This window comes from Parasphingomonas zepuensis (assembly GCF_036663735.1).
GTDB lineage: Bacteria > Pseudomonadota > Alphaproteobacteria > Sphingomonadales > Sphingomonadaceae > Sphingomonas.
The window spans coordinates 731,822-750,461 of sequence record NZ_JAXOJO010000001.1; the positions used below are offsets into that span (position 1 = coordinate 731,822).

16 protein-coding genes are annotated in these 18,640 nt (G+C 68.6%); 1 reads left to right on the forward strand and 15 read right to left on the reverse strand.

Features of this window, described 5'->3' with window-relative positions; translation table 11 throughout:
• Position 1: 1 nt before the first annotated feature.
• Both U1769_RS03545 and U1769_RS03550 read right to left on the reverse strand, forming a co-directional pair.
• Positions 2-970 carry a helix-turn-helix domain-containing protein gene (locus U1769_RS03545; protein ID WP_332712005.1) on the reverse strand — a complete coding sequence of 323 codons (969 nt, stop codon included), beginning with the start codon at positions 968-970 and terminating at the stop codon, positions 2-4.
• A gap of 210 nt (positions 971-1,180) precedes the next feature.
• Positions 1,181-2,341, reverse strand: a complete 1,161-nt coding sequence (locus U1769_RS03550) for a GNAT family N-acetyltransferase (RefSeq protein ID WP_332712007.1) — start codon at positions 2,339-2,341, stop codon at positions 1,181-1,183.
• Positions 2,342-2,458: 117 nt separating this feature from the next.
• Between U1769_RS03550 and U1769_RS03555 the strand changes: the two genes are divergently transcribed.
• On the forward strand, positions 2,459-3,529 hold the full coding sequence (locus U1769_RS03555; protein WP_332712010.1) for a LysR family transcriptional regulator: 1,071 nt from the start codon (positions 2,459-2,461) through the stop codon (positions 3,527-3,529).
• Position 3,530: 1 nt separating this feature from the next.
• Here U1769_RS03555 and guaD read toward each other — a convergent pair whose 3' ends face one another.
• From guaD to U1769_RS03620, 13 genes are all read right to left on the reverse strand, one after another.
• Positions 3,531-4,817: a guanine deaminase gene (gene guaD, locus U1769_RS03560; protein ID WP_332712013.1), complete on the reverse strand. Its 1,287-nt coding sequence runs from the start codon at positions 4,815-4,817 to the stop codon at positions 3,531-3,533.
• The gene (gene xdhC, locus U1769_RS03565; RefSeq protein ID WP_332712016.1) at positions 4,814-5,767 is read right to left on the reverse strand and encodes a xanthine dehydrogenase accessory protein XdhC; all 954 of its coding nucleotides are present in this window, start codon (positions 5,765-5,767) and stop codon (positions 4,814-4,816) included. Before xdhC ends, guaD begins: the two co-directional genes overlap by 4 nt.
• The gene (gene xdhB, locus U1769_RS03570) at positions 5,760-8,072 is read right to left on the reverse strand and encodes a xanthine dehydrogenase molybdopterin binding subunit (protein ID WP_332712019.1); all 2,313 of its coding nucleotides are present in this window, start codon (positions 8,070-8,072) and stop codon (positions 5,760-5,762) included. Before xdhB ends, xdhC begins: the two co-directional genes overlap by 8 nt.
• Positions 8,065-9,468: a xanthine dehydrogenase small subunit gene (gene xdhA, locus U1769_RS03575; RefSeq protein ID WP_332712022.1), complete on the reverse strand. Its 1,404-nt coding sequence runs from the start codon at positions 9,466-9,468 to the stop codon at positions 8,065-8,067. The genes xdhB and xdhA overlap by 8 nt, the downstream gene beginning before the upstream one ends.
• A gap of 182 nt (positions 9,469-9,650) precedes the next feature.
• Complete coding sequence (gene uraH / locus U1769_RS03580) at positions 9,651-9,989, reverse strand: hydroxyisourate hydrolase (protein WP_332712025.1); 339 nt, start codon at positions 9,987-9,989, stop codon at positions 9,651-9,653.
• Positions 9,986-11,389: an FAD/NAD(P)-binding protein gene (locus tag U1769_RS03585; RefSeq protein ID WP_332712028.1), complete on the reverse strand. Its 1,404-nt coding sequence runs from the start codon at positions 11,387-11,389 to the stop codon at positions 9,986-9,988. Before U1769_RS03585 ends, uraH begins: the two co-directional genes overlap by 4 nt.
• Entirely contained in the window at positions 11,386-11,865 is a 480-nt protein-coding gene (gene uraD / locus U1769_RS03590; RefSeq protein WP_332712031.1) for a 2-oxo-4-hydroxy-4-carboxy-5-ureidoimidazoline decarboxylase, read from the reverse strand. Before uraD ends, U1769_RS03585 begins: the two co-directional genes overlap by 4 nt.
• Positions 11,862-12,242, reverse strand: a complete 381-nt coding sequence (gene hpxZ, locus U1769_RS03595) for an oxalurate catabolism protein HpxZ (protein WP_332712033.1) — start codon at positions 12,240-12,242, stop codon at positions 11,862-11,864. The genes uraD and hpxZ overlap by 4 nt, the downstream gene beginning before the upstream one ends.
• Positions 12,239-13,120 carry an allantoinase PuuE gene (puuE, locus tag U1769_RS03600; RefSeq protein WP_332712036.1) on the reverse strand — a complete coding sequence of 294 codons (882 nt, stop codon included), beginning with the start codon at positions 13,118-13,120 and terminating at the stop codon, positions 12,239-12,241. Before puuE ends, hpxZ begins: the two co-directional genes overlap by 4 nt.
• Positions 13,117-14,295, reverse strand: a complete 1,179-nt coding sequence (locus U1769_RS03605; RefSeq protein WP_332713642.1) for a pyridoxal-phosphate-dependent aminotransferase family protein — start codon at positions 14,293-14,295, stop codon at positions 13,117-13,119. The genes puuE and U1769_RS03605 overlap by 4 nt, the downstream gene beginning before the upstream one ends.
• Before the next feature lie 44 nt (positions 14,296-14,339).
• Positions 14,340-15,602: an allantoate amidohydrolase gene (locus tag U1769_RS03610; protein ID WP_332712039.1), complete on the reverse strand. Its 1,263-nt coding sequence runs from the start codon at positions 15,600-15,602 to the stop codon at positions 14,340-14,342.
• Complete coding sequence (locus tag U1769_RS03615) at positions 15,599-17,179, reverse strand: gamma-glutamyltransferase family protein (protein ID WP_332712042.1); 1,581 nt, start codon at positions 17,177-17,179, stop codon at positions 15,599-15,601. Before U1769_RS03615 ends, U1769_RS03610 begins: the two co-directional genes overlap by 4 nt.
• Before the next feature lie 61 nt (positions 17,180-17,240).
• Positions 17,241-18,593: an NCS2 family permease gene (locus tag U1769_RS03620; protein WP_332712045.1), complete on the reverse strand. Its 1,353-nt coding sequence runs from the start codon at positions 18,591-18,593 to the stop codon at positions 17,241-17,243.
• Between the last annotated feature and the right edge of the window lie 47 nt (positions 18,594-18,640).

Consider the following 18,640-nt stretch of genomic DNA (forward strand, 5'->3'; position numbering starts at 1 on the left):
GTCAGTTGCCTCCCGCGAGACCATGCGCCCAATCGAACGCGTGCAGCGCCTGAGTCGGCGTGCCCAGCACCGCGGCGCGGGCCTGGACGCTGGCGCGCAGGAACGGCGTGTTCATTGCCAGGAAACGGCGTGGGGTCATGCCGAGGAACCGGTTGGCGTCGCGCAGGAAGTGCGAGACGTCGCAATAGCTGGGATCGATCAGCAGGCCGTCATAACCCTGCCCCTGCGCGATCATCCGCATGAACGATCGCAGGAAGCGCGCCCGCATCAACAGCAGCTTGGGCGAGAGGCCGAAATAGCGCACTGCGATCCGCCGCAGCGTATGGCCGGACAGGTTCATCCGGTCACTGATGGTGGCGATGTCGACCGGCCCGTCGATCGCCAGCAGCGCGATCAGCGCCCGGATCGCCGGCTCGTCGCGGTGCGGCACCCGCAGCATCGGCCGCAACAGCTCGTCAAGCAGCGGCTTGACCAGATGCTCGCCATCGGTTTGCGAAAGCAGCTCAACCAGGCGATCGGCAAAGCCGCCGCCCCATGCCTGACCCAGCGGCACGATCCGGTTGTGCACCGCGCCGGCGGAATCGCGCGTCAGTCGCGCCCAGCCAAGCGCGCTGATCCCGAAGCCGATCATCAGCCCGCCATGCGTGGTCGCCCGGAGCGCGTGGCTGGTCGGGCCGAACAGGCTGGCTTGCGGCAGCGGATTGAACACGCGCCGGCCGATCCTGACCTCAATCGGATCCGCCGCGAAGGCGACCCGGATATTCGCGGTGGCCGGCAAGAACCAGTCGACCTGCCCGGCCGGCGCGACATTCCGCAGCCCATAGACGTGATAGCCGGTGATGAAATCGCGAATGTCGTCCGCCGGCTGATCGTACCGGATCGTCATGCCGGGCGGCATGGCGAACACGGCATCCGGAATCCCGGGTTTTTCAGTGCCACCCCTGATGGCGTCCAGATCGAATTTGGGCACGGTCGCGTCCGTCCTTCCTGCCGGATGGACGCGACAGATCGACCGCACTCCCCCTTTTGTTACGAATATTATAGGGTTACGGATCGTCGCTGCAAAGACCAATTCGTGCCCGCGACGCAGCGTCGCGCGTAACAATGCTGCGGCGGCCGGATCGGGCCGGTCGTGCGACCCGCGTCCCCGAAGCAGGGCTCCGGGAACGCGGCGTGCCGATCAATGCGCGGCGGCGCGGCTCACCGTGCGCATGTCGTTGAACAGGGCCGCGCGACTCGGCCTGAGGTTGGACAGTTCGAGCGGGCCGGGCTCGCCCCAGGCACCTTCGGGACGGATCGTCACCATCGGTCCGCTGCCGATGCCGATCGGGTCTTCGAACGCTTCGCCGTCCAGCTCCATCTCGCGATAATCGACGTCGGCGAATTTAAACGGCGCGCGGTCAGTCAGTTCGCGGAAACCGAACATCGCCCAGAACGGCACCAGATCGAGCCGGGCATGACCGTAGAAGCGGCGGAAGCCCTTTTGCCGCGCCAGCGCCAGCGCTTCGCGCACCAGCTTGAACGCGAGCCGGCTGCGGCGATATTCCCGGCGCACGGCGAGCCGTTCGACCTTCACGAAATCGCCGAAATAGCGCATCCGGATGCAGCCGGCGGGATCGCCGTCGATGAAGCCGATCAGGTGAGTCGCGCAGAAATCATTGCCGTCGAACTCCTCCGAATAGAGGCAGAACTGCTCGCTGATATAGGTCGCCGACCGCACCGCGAAGATCATCGCCATGTCTTCGAACGAGCGGACCGGGCGCACGTCTATCTTCGGCGGGGCCGGCGGGCAGGCCGCGATCTCCTTGCGCACCGGCGCCATCTCGCCTTCGGGCAGCACGACCAGCAACCAATCAGGCGCGCCGGGATAGATCCGCGCCGCCGGCTCGAACCCCATGCCGGTGTGGATCCGCACCGAGTGATCGGTCGCGGCACGCGAGAATAAAGGGCAGCCATCCGGCGTCAGCGACGAGAAGATCTGCGCCATCGCCGGCAGCGACCGTGCCAGCGTGCCCGGCGTCCACGCCATCCAGATATAGATGGCGGTCGGGACCTCGTTTTCGGCGACGATCCATTCGGGCTGTGGATTGGTCCCGTCGAGGCGGCCGTCGAGCAGCAATTCCGCCCCTTCCGCCGACAGCGGCAGATAGGCCAGCATCGCCGCTTCGTTGCCCGCCCCCAGGCCTTCGATCATCCGGACGACCCCGGGATTGCGCACGCGCATCCGCTGGACGGCTTCGAACGACGCAACCGGGAAGAGGCGTGACGCCGCCGCCAGGACTGACCCGATCTCCGCATCCGTCGCGATGCGCGAAACGGGTGCGGCCTTGGCCCGGGCCAATGTGCGCTCCACCTTTTCGGAGAAGCGCAGGCGGCCAAAGCTATCGCGATTTCGTATGTATGGCTCCGCTCGCATTTTCCTGCTCCCACTGTTAAGGCAATCGTGGACAGGAGTGTAATGGCGAGCAAGCGACCGGCCGCGATCCAAAATCCAGATCATGGTGTTCCCCGCTGGAACGCCAGCCACGTCCGCACGCTCGTTCGCGACCTGGACTGGGACGATCTGCGCGCCCTCCTGCTGGTTACAGAGCATAACAGCTTTCGCGCGGCGGCCGACAGCTCGCGCCTGTCGCTGAACACGCTACGCCGGCGGATCGAACGACTCGAGGACCGGATCGGCACCAAATTGCTGGGCCGCTCGCGCAGCGGCGTCGTGCCCACCGATATCGGGCTGATGCTGGCGCGCGCCGCGCGTGAGATGGCTGGCGCAGCCTTGTCGGCCGAAGCGGACGGCGACGGCGAGGCCAACGTCCTGATCAACCCCGGCGAGCTGACGATCGGCTGCACCGAGGGGCTGGGCAGCCTGTGGCTGACGCCGCGGCTCAACGATCTATCACCGGCGCTGTCGAACCTGACCGTGTCGCTTCAGCTGGATTATGATTCGGCGCGCGACCGCAGCGACCATGTCGATGTCGGCGTCGCCTTCAGCGAGCCGCATCACCGCGACGTGGTGCGCGCCAAGCTCGCCACGGTCCACTACATGCTGTTCGCGTCCGAGGCCTATATCCGCAAGCACGGCGCGATGACGGCGCTCGACCAGTTCCGCAACCACAAGTTCATCGAGCAGAGCGGCCCCGGTTATAATTCGAGCCTGGTCAAGTTCCTGGTCGGATCGGACTGGCCCGACGGGTTCATGCCGATCCGCTCCAATTCCGCCTTGTCGGTCTACTGGGCAGTGGTCAACGGCGCCGGCATCGCCGCGCTGCCGACCTATGCGCGGGCGGTATCGAAGCACCTCATCCCGCTCGACGTGCCGCTGCCGCTGCGATTCGACCTGTGGTATTATTTCCATGCCGAGGCGCGGCATTCGCCGGCGGTGCGCGCGACTGTCGACTGGCTCAAGGCGGCGTTCGATCCGGCGCTCTATCCGTGGTTCGCCGATCATTTCGTCCATCCACGCGATTTCGAGAAGAACCGGACCGGCAAGGTCGTCCGGCTGTTCGAAGGGCTGCTCGACCCGCAGAAATAGCTCAGGGCCGCCGCGCCCAGGCGCAGCGGCCCGCGACATAGGTCCTGGCGATCGCGCGGTCGTCCCCCAATATCTGCAGCGCGAACAGCCGCTCGGCGAGGCTCGCGCCAGCTGTGCGGCGCGCAAGCAGCGGCGTGGCGGCACAATCGAGCACCACGAAATCGGCCTCCTGCCCGGGCTGCAGCCCGCCGATCCGATCGCCCAGCCCGAGCGCACGGGCGCCGCCCGCCGTCGCGAGATGCAGCGCGCGGAACGGATCGAGGCTCTGCCCGCGCAGCTGGCCGACCTTGTACGCTTCGCCAAGGGTCGCAAGCAGCGAGAAGCTGGTGCCGGCGCCAACATCGGTGCCCATCCCGGTCTTCACGCCATGCGCATCCGCGCGGGTGAGATCGAACAGGCCTGACCCGAGGAACAGGTTGCTGGTCGGGCAGAAGGCAATGCTCGCCCCGGCCGCGCCCATCCGCACCAGGGCGCGATCGTCGAGATGCACGCAATGGGCGAAGACCGAACGCGGGCCGACCAGGCCGAACCTGTCGTAGACGTCGAGATAGTCGCGCGCGGTGGGAAAGCGGGCGGCGACGGCAGCAATCTCGCCGGTGTTCTCGGCGAGATGGGTGTGCATCAGCACGTCCGGATGCGCCGCGACCAGCGCGCCCGCACCGGCAAGCTGCGCGTCGGAAGAGGTCAGCGCGAAGCGCGGCGTGACCGCATAGCCGAGCCGCCCGCGCCCGCGCCACCGGGCGATCAGCGCTTCGCTCTCGGCCCGGCCGCTTTCGGGCGAATCATGCAGCGACGCGGGGCCGAGATCCATCAGCACCTTGCCCGAGACGATTCGCATGTCGCGGGCAAGCGCCGCCTCGAACAGCGCGTCGACCGAGGCGGCATGGACAGTCGCAAAGACCAATGCGCTGGTGGTGCCGTTGCGCAGCAGCTCGTCCAGGAAGAAGCCGGCGACCTCATCGGCATGAGCGCGGTCCGCGAACGCAGCCTCGGCCGGGAAGATATGGCGTTCGAGCCATTCGAGCAGCTGCGCCCCGTGTGCGGCGATGCGATCGGTCTGCGGATAATGGATATGCGTGTCGACGAAGCCCGGGACGATGAGGCCGGCGGGAAAATGCTCGACCGGCACATCGGCGAAGCGCGGCGCGAGATCGGCATGGGCGCCGAACGCCACGACCAGGCCGTCCTCGACAACCAGCAACCCATCCTCGTGGTGACGGATCGTGCCGCCCTGCGCCGGATCGTCGGGCACGCTGAGCAGGTTGGCGCGGAACGCGGTGCGAGTCATTCCGGCCGCAGCCCGAGCGACAGGATCTGGGCAAGCACGGCGATCGCGATCACCGCCGGTTCCTTACCCGCGATGGCGGGCAGGCCGATCGGGCAGACGAGGCGCGCTGACTCCACGCCATCGGCAGCGAGTCGCGAGAGGAAGCGGGCGCGCTTGGTGGCCGAGCCGATCAGCCCGACATAGCGTGCCTGACCGGACAGCGCGGCGGCGGTGAGGCGGTAATCGAAGGCGTGATCATGCGTGACGATCAGGATCGCGGCGTCGGACGGTGCCGTGCGCGCGCATTCGATCATCGCGCCTTCCTCGGCCAGCATGACGCCGGGATAGTCGGCCATGGCTGTGCGGCTGTCGAACCAGGCGACCCGCAAGGGAAGGCCCGGCGCGCGATCGGCGATGGCGCGGCCGACATGCCCCGCGCCAAGAAGGATGACCGGAGAGCCGATGGTTTCCACCGGTTCGACGAACTCGATTCCCGCTTCGGGGAGCGGCCCGCGCGCCACGAGGCTGTCCCGCCGAAGCGGCGCCGGATCATTCCGGTCGATGCCGCGCCGCCCGGCGTCGTGGATCGGACTCCGCTGGATCGCGGCGTCTCCCAGCCTGGCCACGACCTCGTCGCCCTGGCCGAGCGCGTCGAGCCAGTCCCCTGCATCCGGACTCAGCCGCTCCACCAGCAGCCGCACCCGGCCGCCGCAACATTGCCCAAGCAGCGGCCCAAGCGGATAATCCTGCACGCGCCAGCTGCCCGGCGGCAGGGCAAGGATTGCCCGCGCCTGTTCGGTCACGCGATATTCGAGCGTCCCGCCGCCGATCGTGCCGTGCAGGGTTTCCCGCGTCACGACCATGCGCGCGCCGGCGCCGCGCGGGGCCGAGCCTTCGGTGGCGAGGATCGTCACCAGCGCGGCGGGACCCTGGGCCAGCGCAATGCGCGCCGCTTCCGGCCAGTCAGCCATGAAGCGCCTTCAATCCGGCGATGGCAGCGAGGATGCGTTCGGGTGTCGCGGGCGCATCGAGATCGGGCAGGCCACGCCCCGGCGCCGTGGCGGCGACCGCCTGAGTCAGTGCCGAGAAGACCGAGATCGCCAGCATAAAGGGCGGTTCGCCGACCGCCTTGGAGCGGTGAATGGTGGGCTCCGTATTGCGGCCGCGATCCCACAGCCGGATATCCATGTGCCGCGGCCGATCGCCGGCAGTCGGGATCTTGTAGGTCGACGGGGCGTGGGTGAGCAGCCGGCCGCGCGCGTCGTACACCAGCTCCTCGGTGGTCAGCCACCCCATGCCCTGGACGAAGCCGCCCTCGACCTGGCCGAGATCGATCGCCGGATTGAGCGACCGCCCGACATCGTGGAGGATATCGACCGCCAACACCTTGTGCTCGCCGGTCAGCGTATCGATCACCACTTCCGACAAGGCGGCGCCATAAGCGAAATAGAGGAAGGGCCGGCCGCGATGAGTCTTGCGGTCATAGGCGATGTGCGGCGTGGCGTAGAAGCCGGTCGCGGAAAGCGAGACCCGGCCGAGATGCGCGAGCCGGCAGAGCGTGTCGAACGGCGTTACCTCGCCGCCCGCGACGACGCCGTCGCGGGTAAAGCGGACGGCCTCGGGGGTGCCCCCGAACTTGCTCGCGGCGAACTCGGCGAGCCGCGTGCGGATCGTCTCCGCCGCATTGAATGCCGCCATGCCGTTGAGATCGGCGCCCGACGATGCGGCGGTTGCCGACGTATTCGGCACCTTGTCCGTGCGCGTCGCGACGATGCGTACCCGCTCGACCGGCACGGCGAAGACGTCGGCGACGACCTGCGCCACCTTGATCATCAGCCCCTGCCCCATCTCGGTGCCGCCATGGTTCAGGTGAATCGAGCCATCGGCATAGACCAGCACGAGGGCGCCGGCCTGGTTGAGATGCGTAGTGGTAAAGCTGATGCCGAACTTCACCGGGGTGAGCGCCAGGCCCTTTTTCAGCACCTTGTGACCGGCGTTGAACGCCTCGACCGCGGCACGCCGCGCGGCATAGTCAGTGCGCGCCGCCAGCTCGGCGATCAGCTCGGGCGCGACATTGTCGGTGACCGTCATGTGATAGGGCGTGATGTCCCGGCCCGGCGCGTAGAGATTGGCGCGCCGCACGGCGAGCGGATCGAGCCCGCGCGCCACGGCGACCGCGTCCATCACGCGTTCGATCGCCATCATGCCCTGCGGTCCGCCGAATCCGCGAAACGCCGTGTTGGAAACTGTGTGCGTTTTCAGGCGGTGGCTGACGATCTCGACCGCAGGCAGCCAGTAGCAATTGTCCGCGTGGAACATCGCCCGATCGTTGATCGCGGGCGAGAGATCGGCGGTGGCGCCGCAGCGCGACGCGAGCGCGATGCGGATACCCTCGATCCGCCCCTGATCGTCGAAACCGACATCGTACGCGACCTCGAACTCATGCCGCTTGCCGGTCAGGACCATGTCATCGTCGCGATCGAGGCGGATCTTGGCCGGCCGCCCGGTCTTCGCCGCGACGAGCGCGCAGGCAACGGCGCAGGCGGCCGCCTGAGTCTCCTTGCCGCCGAACGCGCCGCCCATCCGGCGGACCTCGACCGTGACATCGGCATGGCTGAGGCCAAGCACCTTGGCGGCGAGGTGCTGCACTTCGCTCGGATGCTGAGTCGAGGACAGGATATGCACCTGACCGCCCTCGCCCGGCGTCGCCAGCGCGGCCTGGCCTTCGAGGTAGAAATGTTCCTGCCCGCCCATCTCCAGCCGGCCCGACAGGCGATGCGGCGCGGCGGCGAGCGCGGCATCGGCGTCGCCGCGGGCCATGCGCTGGGTGTCTTCGATCACTGATCCGGCAGCGCGAGCCTGAGCGATGGTGACGAGCGCCGGAAGCGGCGCGGTCTCCACCTTGCCGAGGCGGGCGGCCCGACGGGCGGCCGCGACGCCGGTGGCGGCAACCACGAACAGCGGCTGGCCGGGATAGAGGATCTCGTCTTCGGCGAAGAGCGGATCGTCACCGGCGACCGGGCTGACATCATTGAGGCCGGGGATGTCGGCGGCGGTCAGCACCGCGACCACGCCGGGCGCAGCGCGGACGGCAGCGAGATCCAGCGAGAGGAGTTTCGCATGACCGTCCGTCGCCAGGCCGAAGGCGAGGTGGAGCAGGCCCGGCGACTCCGGCACGTCGTCGACATAATGGGCGCGGCCGGCGACATGCGCCTCGGCACTGTCATGGCGCAGCGGCTGGTGGACTGCACCGGCGGGGCGATCGACGTCAGCCATCGAGCAAGACGCCGGTTGGCTCGCCTGACTGCTCGGCCCAGAGGCGGCGCAGCAGATTGGCCGCGACGATCGCGCGATAGGCGCTCGACCCGCGCGCATCGGTGAGCGGCGTGTAATCGTCCGCCAGTGCGGCGGCCGCGGCTTCGATGGTCGCTTCGGACCAGTCCTGCCCGATGAGCGCGGCTTCGCACCCGGTAGCCCGCGCCGGCGTGCCCGCCATGCCGCCAAAGGCGATGCGGGCAGCGGTCACCCTGCCCTGTTCGGCCGTGATGGCGAAGGCGCCGCAGACCGCCGATATGTCGCTGTCGAAGCGCTTCGACAGCTTCACGATGCGGACGATGGTGGTGGCGCCGGGACGCGGCACATGGACGCTTTCGACGAACTCGCCGGGTGCGCGATCCTGCACGCCGTAGCGGATGAAAAAGTCTTCGAGCGGGATGACGCGCCGGGCGTCGCCGCGCCGGAGCGTGAGCGTCGCGGCGAGCGCGATCAGCGCGGGCGGCATGTCCCCGATCGGCGACCCATTGGCGATATTGCCGCCGATCGTGCCGGCATTGCGGACCTGAAGCCCGCCGATGCGGCGAACCAGCTCGCCGAGATCTGGATGCAGCCGGGCCAGCGCCGCCCTCGCCTCGGTGTATCGGACACCGGCGCCGATGGTGAGGCCGGCTTCATCCTCGGCGACGGTCCTGAGATCGGCGATGTCGCCGATGAAGATGACGGTGCCGAGATCGCGGTGCTGCTTGGTGACCCACAGGCCGACATCGGTGCCGCCGGCGACGATGCGGGCGTCCGGGTGGGTAATCAGCAGCGCGGCGAGCTCGTCGGCAGTGCGGGGGGCGAACCAGTCGCTCCCGGTCCCGTCCCGCGCGATGCCGCGCAGCCGTGTAACGACCGCTGAATCGTCCGCTTCGCCGGGCGGCACTGCCTCACCCGCATCGAGGATCGGGCCATAGCCGGTGCAGCGGCAGAGATTGCCGGCGATCACATCGGCGACCGGCTCGTCCCTCGTCCCGGCCGAACCGATGCTGCGGCCGTAGAGCGACATCACGAAGCCCGGCGTGCAGAAGCCGCATTGCGAGCCGTGGCGCTCGACCAGCGCACGCTGGACCGGATGGAGCGCGCCGTCGGGCGACAGGCTCTCGACCGTGCGCAGCGCCTTGCCGTCGAGCATGGGCACGAACAGGATGCAGCTGTTGACCGCCCGCCATTTGATGGTCTCGCCATCAAGCTCCCCGAGCAGCACGGTGCAGGCGCCGCAATCGCCCTCGGCACAGCCTTCCTTGGTGCCGGTGCGGCGCAGGCGGTAGCGCAGCAGATCGAGCACGCTGGCGGTGGCCTGGGCGTTGTCGATCGTGACGATCTCGTCGTCGAGAAGGAAGCAGACGTTATTCATAGCGACGATCTTCCCTTCTCCCCCTTTGGGAGAAGGTGGCGCGAAGCGCCGGATGAGGGGGAGTGAGGTTCGGAACACTAACCAGTGTCCCCCTCACCCTTCCCACTGCCTTCGGCAGCGGGCCCCTTCCCTCTCCCACAAGGGGAGAGGGAGTTTGGGATGATGGGCGCGGGCTGATCATCTCAACTGCCACGGTAGGTCGAATAGCTGAAAGGCGAGACCAGCAGCGGCACATGGTAATGACCGCCCGCATCCGCCACGCCGAAATCGATCGTCACCAGATCGAGGAACGGCGGCTCCGGCAGCGTGACACCAGCGGCGCGGAAATATTCAGCCACCGCGAATTCCAGCCGGTAGCGGCCCACAGCGATCTGCACTTCGTCCAGCAGCGCCGGACAGCGGCCATCGGCATTGGTGGTGCCCGAGAAGATCAGCCGGTCCCCAGCGAACAGCCGGATGCTCACCCCGGCAGCCGGGCGGCCATGCGCGGTATCGAGGACGTGAGTGGTGAGGCCAGTCATTCAGCTGCCTCCTGCGCAGGCCATTGGGCGGTGAACTCGACCTCCTCATAGGCGTGATAGGCAGCCAGGATCGCGGGCGCGTCGTCCCGGAACAACTGGTCGGCGACGCCGGCCGCGAGGCGGGGCAGCGCATGCTTCAGCCCCGACAGCGCGGCGGCCGAGAGCCCGTGGCTGATCAGCGCGGCATAGTTGAATGCGAACAGGCCGTGGACCGCGGGCGCATCTTCGGGCCGGCGCGGCAGGAATTCGAAACCCGGGCCGAGATAGGGATGCGCGTCGAGCACCGGGTTGGCGATCGCGGCGGGCGGTGTGTAGCGATCGGCCCAGCGCGCAATGCCGGGCGCGACCATCGCCAGTTCCGGCCGCAACGCGCAATCCGTGACGAGGCCGGTGGAGAGCACCAGGAAATCATAGTCGAACGTGCCCTGCGGGGTGGTGACCCGCACCGCATCGCCCGCCGCCGCGACATCGAGCCACGGGCTGCCGGTGTGGAGCGCAAAGCCGGGGAAGGAAGCGGCATGATCGAACATGTCGGTCGTCGGCGGCTGGTTGCGGCCGAAAAAGCTGGCCATCACCTCATATTTCGCCGCATCGCCGAGCGCCGGGAAGCGCGGGATGAAGCCGTTCGCTTCCATGAAGCGGATCACGTTGATGCGCGGAAGCGCCGGCCCGCGGATATGAACGTGCGCGGCGGCAACGCCGGCCTCGAGCGCGGTCGCGGCATTGTCGAACGCCGACGCGCCGCCGCCGAGGATTGCGACGCGCTTGCCGGCCAGCGCTGCGTAATCGATCGGCTCGGACGTGTGCGCGTAACGGTCGCGCGGCAGCTTTTCGGCGATGAAGCGCGGGACATGCCATTGCCCGCCACCCTGAATGCCGGTCGCCAGCACCACTTTCCGGGCGAGCAGGGCCGATCCGTCGTGCAGGTGCAGGCGGTGGACGCCGCCCGGCTGCGGCTCGATCAGGTCGAGCCGCGTGTCGTTGCGCACCGGCAGGCCAAGCACGGTACGATACCAGCGCAGATAGGCCATCCAGTCACGGCGCGGGATCTTGCCGATCGCGGCCCAGCTTTCCGGCCCGTGCTGCGCTTCCCACCAGGCCCGGAAAGTGAGGCTGGGAATGCCGAGATCGATGCCGGTCAGTTCCTTCGGCGTGCGCAGGGTGCGCATCCGCGCATAGGTATCCCATGGTCCTTCGAAGCCGGTCGGGTTCTCGTCGAGGATTAGTATATTGGCGATTCGCTCGCGCTGGAGCGCAAAGGCCGCGGCGAGGCCGCTTTGCCCACCCCCCACGATCACCACGTCGATGACGCCTTCACGGGGATGCAGCCAGTCCGGCGCGCCGTGGTTCAGCGTGGCGAGATCATGAGCGACCCGCGCTTCATGCTCGGCGAGGCTCATGCCAGGTCCCTCAACCGCAACCGGACGATCTCGCCGATCTCGGCGATGGCGGTGGCGATCTCGGTCTCGCGGTCGTTGCCCAGCCGCTGCTCCATCGCGGCGAGGATGCCGGCCTTGTCGGTCAGGCGCACGCAGATGATGAACGGGAAACCGAAGCGCTCGCCATAGGCGGTGTTGAGCGCATGGAAGCGATCGAACTCTTCGGGCGTGAGGCGATCCAGCCCGGCCGACGCCTGTTCCGCCGCGGATTCCGCCGTCAGCGTGCGATCGATCGCGGCCTTGCCAGCCAGCTCCGGATGCGCGCGGATCAGCTTGAGCTGCTCCTCCGGCGTCGCCTCGTGCACCACGGCCATCAGCCCGGCATGGACGTCGCCAAGCGGCAGACGCGCCGCGGCGCGCATCACCACCCAGGGACTATGCTCGAACAGCGCGCCATAATGGCGGATGAAGGCATCGGGATCGGCATCGAGGCTCATGAGCCGGATCCTTCGATCGAGACATGCGCCGACACCACTTTCCATCCGTCCGGGAATTTCACCCAGGTCTGGCTCTGCCGGCCGCGCAGATCGCTGCCCTCGCGGAAGAATTCGGCATTGGCGGTGGCGACGCTGTCGCCATAGCTGGTGATTGCGACCCGGCCGAGCCGCCGTTGCGGCGAGCCCCCGCGGCCTCGGCGAAAGGCGCGGATCTCGTCTGCGCCGTAGAGCACCTCGCCGACACCGTAGCGCACCGTGGTTGGCGCATCGGCGAACAGCCGGTCGAGCGCGGGCACGTCGTCCGCCATCAGCGCGCGTTCGTAATCGTGAAACGCCGCACTGACCTCTGCCAGGACCTGGGGATCGTCGATCGTCACGCCGGATAAAGCTCCAGCCAGTGCCGGGCGATGTCGCTACGGCGCGCGATCCACGCATCGCCGCTTTCCAGCACATGATCGAGGAACTGCGCCACAGCGATGGCGCGGCCCGGCCGCCCGGCGATGCGCCCGTGCAGGCCAACCGACATCATCCGCCCGCCCTCGGTTCGCAGCTGCTCGAACGTGTCGACCAGGTAGCGGAAGAACTGCACGCCCTCCGTAAAGCCGTTCAGCGCGACCATCTTCATGTCGTTGGCGTCGAGCGAATAGGGCACGATCAGCTGTTTGCCATGGCGCAGATCATAATAAGGCAGATCGTCGGCATAGCTGTCCGCATCGTAGAGGAAGCCGCCTTCCTCCGCGACGAGCCGCGCGGTGTTGGGCGAGGTGCGGCCCTGGTACCAGCCGAGCGGGCGGGAGCCGGTCAGGCGCGTGTGGAGATCGATCGCCCGGGCGATATGCTCGCGCTCGACATCTTCCGGGACAGGCTGATAGTCGATCCAGCGATAGCCGTGGCTGGCGATCTCCCATTCGGCTTTGAGCATCGCCTCGACCGCCGCCGGGTTGAGCTCCATCGCCGTGGCGACGCCGAACACGGTGATCGGGATGCGACGCTCGGCGAACAGCCGGTGCAGGCGCCAGAAGCCGGCGCGGCTGCCATATTCGTACAGGCTCTCCATCGCCATCGCGCGCGCGGGATGGCTGGTCGCGCCGACCATTTCCGAGAGGAACGCCTCCGAGCCCTTGTCGCCGTTGAGGATATTGTTCTCGGCGCCCTCCTCGTAATTGAGGACGATCTGGACGGCGACGCGCGCATTATTGGGCCAGCGCGGGTTGGGCGGCGTGGCGCCATAGCCGACGAGGTCCCTCACTCTCATCGCCATTCCCCAAGCGCCGCGTCCACCCCAGCCCCCGGCGGCGTCGCGAAGCCTTCCGCCCGCAGCACGGCTTCCAGCGCGCCAAGCGTGAGCGCCACCTTATGCTTCATCGCATTATAACCCATCGCCCCGATCCGCCAGATCCGGCCCTGCAGCGGCCCGAACGCCGCGCCGATCTCGATCTCGAAATCCTCGCGCATGCGGCGGCGCACGGCCTCGCCGTCGACGCCGTCGGGGATCAGGATGCCGGTGACGTTGGTCATGCGGAACGCGTCATCGCCGAACACCGTCAGCCCCATCGCCCGCGCGCCCGCCACGACCGAGCGCCCGGCCGCCGCGTGCCGCGCGAACCGGGCCTCCAGCCCTTCGCCCAGCGCGACCCGCGCACATTCGCGGGCGCCGTAGAGCATGGTGGTCGCCTCGGTATGATGGTTGAGGCGCTTCTCGCTCCAATAATCCATCACCATGGCGAGATCGAAATAATTGGAGCCGATCCGCACGCCCGAGCCATTGGCGATATCGTCGCGGACGATGCCCTTTTCGACATGTCGACGCGCCGCGATATGCTCGGCGGCACGGTCCGAAATGGTGATCGGGGCCGAGCCCGAGGGCCCGCCGAGGCATTTCTGCAGGCCGCCGGTGACCACATCGACGCCCCACAGATCTGCCTCGATCGCCATGCCGCCGATCGTCGCGGTCGCATCGACATAGGACAGCGCACCGGCCGCGCGGCACAAAGCGCCGAGGCCGGCGAGCGGCTGCGCCATCGTGGTCGAGGTGTCGCCGTGCACGGCTGCCACGACTTTGGGCCCGGTACGCTCGATCGCGGCGGCAATGGCGTCGACGGGCACGACCTCGCCCCATGGCGCATCGACCGTCTCGATCCGGCCGCCGATCCGCTCGACGATCTCCCGCAGCAGCAGCCCGAAGCGGCCGAAATTGACGATCAACACTGTGTCGCCCGGCGCGACCAGGCTGACCAGCGCGGCCTCGATCGCGGCGCGCGCGGTGCCGTCGATCAGGAAGGTCCAGTGGTTCTGCGTGCCGAAGATCGGCCGGTAGAGCGCCATGACCTGGTTCATGTACGCCGTCATCTCGGGATCGAACTGGCCGAGCAGATCAGCCGACATCGCCCGCAGCACGCGCGGATGCGCGTTGACCGGGCCCGGGCCCATCAACAGCCGCTGCGGCGGATCGATCTCTCCGAACAAATCGGGCGTCAAACCGTCTCTCCTACATACCAGGCTTCGAGCCGATCAATGAAGCCGAGCATCACTCGCCGCGCGACCTCAACGTCCGCCGGCCGCACATGTTCGGCGGGGTTGTGGCTGATGCCGCCGGCGCAGCGGATGAACAGCATAGCGGTCGGGCAGAGCGATGCCATCACCATCGCATCATGTCCGGCGCCGCTGGCCAGGCGGCATTCCCGCTGCTCCTCGGCGATCATCGCGGCGGCGAGCAGGTCCATCAGACGCGGGTGGCACGGAACGGCTGGCAGTTCATGGACTTGCCTGGCCGTCACGCCGATGCCGCGGCGCGCGGCGATCGTCCTGATCTCGGCGAGGATCGCCCGCGCCGCGGCGTCACGCATCGCCGGATCAAGCGACCGGATGTCGATCGAGAAATCGACATGGCCGGGGATGACGTTGACCGCACCGGGCGAGACATCGCACCGGCCGACCGTCGCGACCACGCCCGGCAGGTCTTCGCAGACGACACGCTCGACGGCCAGGATCGCCTCGGCCGTTGCTACCAGCGCGTCGCGGCGCAGGTCCATTGAGGTGGTGCCCGCATGGCCCGCCATCCCCTCCATCACGACGCGGTAACGCAATTGCGCCGCGATGCCGGTGACCACCCCGACCGCGAGCCCCTCCGCCTCGAGCGCCGGGCCCTGTTCGATATGCGCCTCGAGATAGGCGAGGACCGAACCGGGCGGGCGGGCGGCCTCGGCGAAGCGATCCGGGGCGTAGCCATTGGCGATCAGCGCCTGTTCGACGGTCGCGCCGTCGCGCCCGACGACCGCGAGACCCGCCGGATCGAAGCTGCCGGCGACGGCGCGGCTGGTCAGCATCGGCGCGGGGAAGCGCGAGCCCTCCTCGTCGCCGAAGGCGATCACCTCGATGGCGAAGGGCAGGCGCCGGCCCGCCGCGTTCAGCGCGGCGACGCATTCGATGCCGAGCATGATGCCGAGCGGCCCGTCATAGCGACCGGCATCGTTGACGCTGTCGAGATGGCTGCCGATCAGCAACGCAGGCGCATCCGGAGTGAGTCCTTCATAGCGGCCAATCAGGTTGGTCGCCGGATCGATCCGAACCGTCATGCCCGCCTCGGCCATCCAGCCGGCGACTGCGCCGTGCGCGGCGGCAAAGGCGGGGCTGAGCCAGGCGCGGAACAGGCCGTGCGGCAGATCGCTGTGCGGCGCGACGCCGAGCGCATCGCAGCGCTCCACCGCGCGCAGGCCGCCAGAGATATGCGTGTTCACCACGCCGCCACCTGGCCGTCGCTGCGCGGATCGGTGGCGCCTTCGAGCACGCCATCGGCGTGGCGTACGATCGCGCCGGCATGGCCCATCGTCGCAGTGAAGGCAGGCAGCAGCTCGACCAGGTGTCCCGCCGCACTGAGCTCCTCGTACAGCTCGGGGGCGAAGCGGTCCTCGATCTTCAGGCTCGTGCTGTCATCGCCCCAGGTCCGCCCGAGCAGCCAGCGCGGGCGCGTGATCGCCTCCTGAAGGCCGATGCCGTAGCGGGCATAGCGGGTGAAAATCGCGGCCTGGGTCTGCGGCTGACCCTCGCCGCCCATCGTGCCATAGGCCATCACCCGGCCATCGTCGAAGCGCGCCAGCGCCGGGTTGAGCGTGTGGAAGGGCTTGCGCCACGGCCGGAGCGCGTTCCAGCCCTGCTCGGCGAGGCGGAAGCTGCTGCCGCGATTCTGCCAGGTGATGCCGGTTTCGGGCAGCACCAGCCCGGAGCCGAATTCGAAATAGGTGCTCTGGATGCAGCTGACCACGCGGCCCTCGGCATCGGCCGCGCCGAACCAGCAGGTGTCGCCCGCCGCGGGCGGCTGCGGCCAGGCGAGCGCGCGTTCGGGATCGATCCGCCGCGCCAGTTCGTCGAGGCCGGCGCCGTCGTCGAGCACTGCCTGCGGATCGATCGTCATATAGGCCGGATCGCCGACATGCCGGTCGCGGAACAGAAAGGCCTGCTTGGTCGCCTCGACCAGGCCGTGAATATGCTCGAACCCCTCGGGCGCGTCGGCCTGCAGACGATCGAACAAGGCGAGGATCAGCAGCGAGGCCATGCCCTGAGTCGGCGGCGCGGTGTTGAACAGGGTCGCGCCGACGATGTCGAGCTGGAGCGGCGCCGGACGCATGGCACGGTGCGCGGCGAGATCGACCGCCGAGACCGGGCTGCCGAGCCGGGCGAGATCGGCGGCAATCGAGCGGGCGAGCGGCCCCTGATAGAAGCCCGCCAGACCGTCGCGGGCGAGCAGGGTGAGCGTCGCGGCGAGCATTGGCTGGCGCAGGATATCCCCTTCCTCCAACGGACGGCCTGCCGGCTCGAAGACCTGCGCCCAGGCGCCGGGTTGGCCGCGCAGCTCGGCACCCTTGGTCGCGGCGATCTCGGCGCCGCCGCGCGTCACCACCACGCCCGCCTCGGCATGCTGGATCGCATCGTGGAACAGGCGCGCGAGCGGCAGCGTGCCACCGCTCGATTCCAGCGCGGCCGCCCAGCCCGAGATCGTGCCGGCCACGGTGTTGGCGGCGAGCGGCCCGCGCCACGGAATCGCATCATGGCCACGATAGAGATCGAGCGTCGCGGTCGCCGCCGCGGCGCCGCAGGCGTCGATCGCATGAGTCCGACCGTCGGGTTCGGCGATGAGCCAGAAGCCATCGCCACCGATCCCGGTCATGTGCGGATAGACCACCGCGAGGCAGGCAGCGATCGCGACGGTCGCCTCGACCGCATTGCCGCCGTCCTGCAGCACGCCAAGCCCGGCCTGCGCGGCGAGATGATGCGGCGCGGTAACCATCCCGCGCAGGCTCCTCACCTCATGCCGCATCGCCGGCTCCGGCGCGCTGTTCCAACCCGATCATCACGCCATCATGAACCCGTCCCGCCGATCACGCCACCGCCAGCCAGGCGAAGCGCACCACGAACAGCACCGCGAGCACCAGCAGCAGCCAATCCGTCCGGGTGATCTTGCCGCGGATCAGCTTGAGCACGGCATAAGCGGTGATACCGAAGGCCAGGCCGTTGGCGATCGAGAAGGTCAGCGGGATCAGCGCGACGGTGAGGAAGGCCGGGATGGCGATCTCGGGATCGTCCCACGCCACCTCCGCCAGCGGCATCATCATCAGCGCACCGACCAGGATCAGCGCCGGCGCGGTCGCGGCGAGCGGCACGAGCTGCGCGAAGGGCGCGACGAACATCGCCGCGAGGAACAACAGCCCGGTGACGACCGCGGTCAGGCCGGTGCGGCCGCCCGCCTCGACCCCGGCCGCGCTCTCGACATAGGAAGTGACCGTGCTGGTGCCGGCAAAGGCGCCGACGATCGTCGCGATCGCATCGGTGAACAGGATGCGGTTGAGCCGCGGGATGCTGCCATCGGGGCGGACCAGCCCGGCGCGCTTGGTCACCGCGACGAGGGTGCCGATATTGTCGAACAGGTCGACGAACAGGAAGACGAACAGGATCTCGATCAGGCCGATGCCGTGCCCGCCTTCGGCCCCGAACACGCCGCCGAGATCGAGCCGGAACGCCGTCTGGGTCAGCGCCTCGAACGAATAGGGCTGAGGCGTGAAGGTGACGAGGCCCATCGCCCAGCCGATCAGGGTCGTCACGACGATGCCGATCAGCACTGCGCCGCGCACCCGCCAGATGCTCAGCGCAGCGACCAGCACGAGGCCGATCAGCGCGAGCGCGGCGCCCGGCGCGTGGAGATCGCCGAGCGCCACGGTGGTCGCCGGGTTGCTGACGACGATGCCGGCATTCTTCAACCCGATGAAACCGATGAACAGGCCGATGCCCCCTGCCACCGCTGCGAGCAGGTGCGGCGGGATGGCAGCCAGGATCAGCTGGCGGATGCCGGCCGCGGTCAGCACCAGGAACGCGACGCCGGAGATCAACACGCAGCCGAGCGCGACCGGCCAGGGCACACCCATGCCTTGCACCACGGTGAAGCTGAAATAGGCGTTGAGCCCCATGCCCGGCGCGAGCGCTAGTGGGACATTGGCGAAACAGCCCATCAGGATGCTGGCGACGCCGGCGGCAAAACAGGTCGCCGCTGCCACTGCGGCGACCGGCATGCCGGCCTGGCCGAGGATCGCCGGATTGACGACGATGATATAGGCCATGGTCAGGAAAGTGGTAGCGCCGGCCAGCACCTCCGTCCGCGCAGTCGTGCCGCGGCCGGCAAAATCGAACCAGCTCGCCAGCCTTCCCTGATTTCCCTGCACGTCCTCGGTCGTCGACATTGGCGGTCCCCCCGGTTGCCCCGATCCGCCCCTGCCGTCTTCCGGTC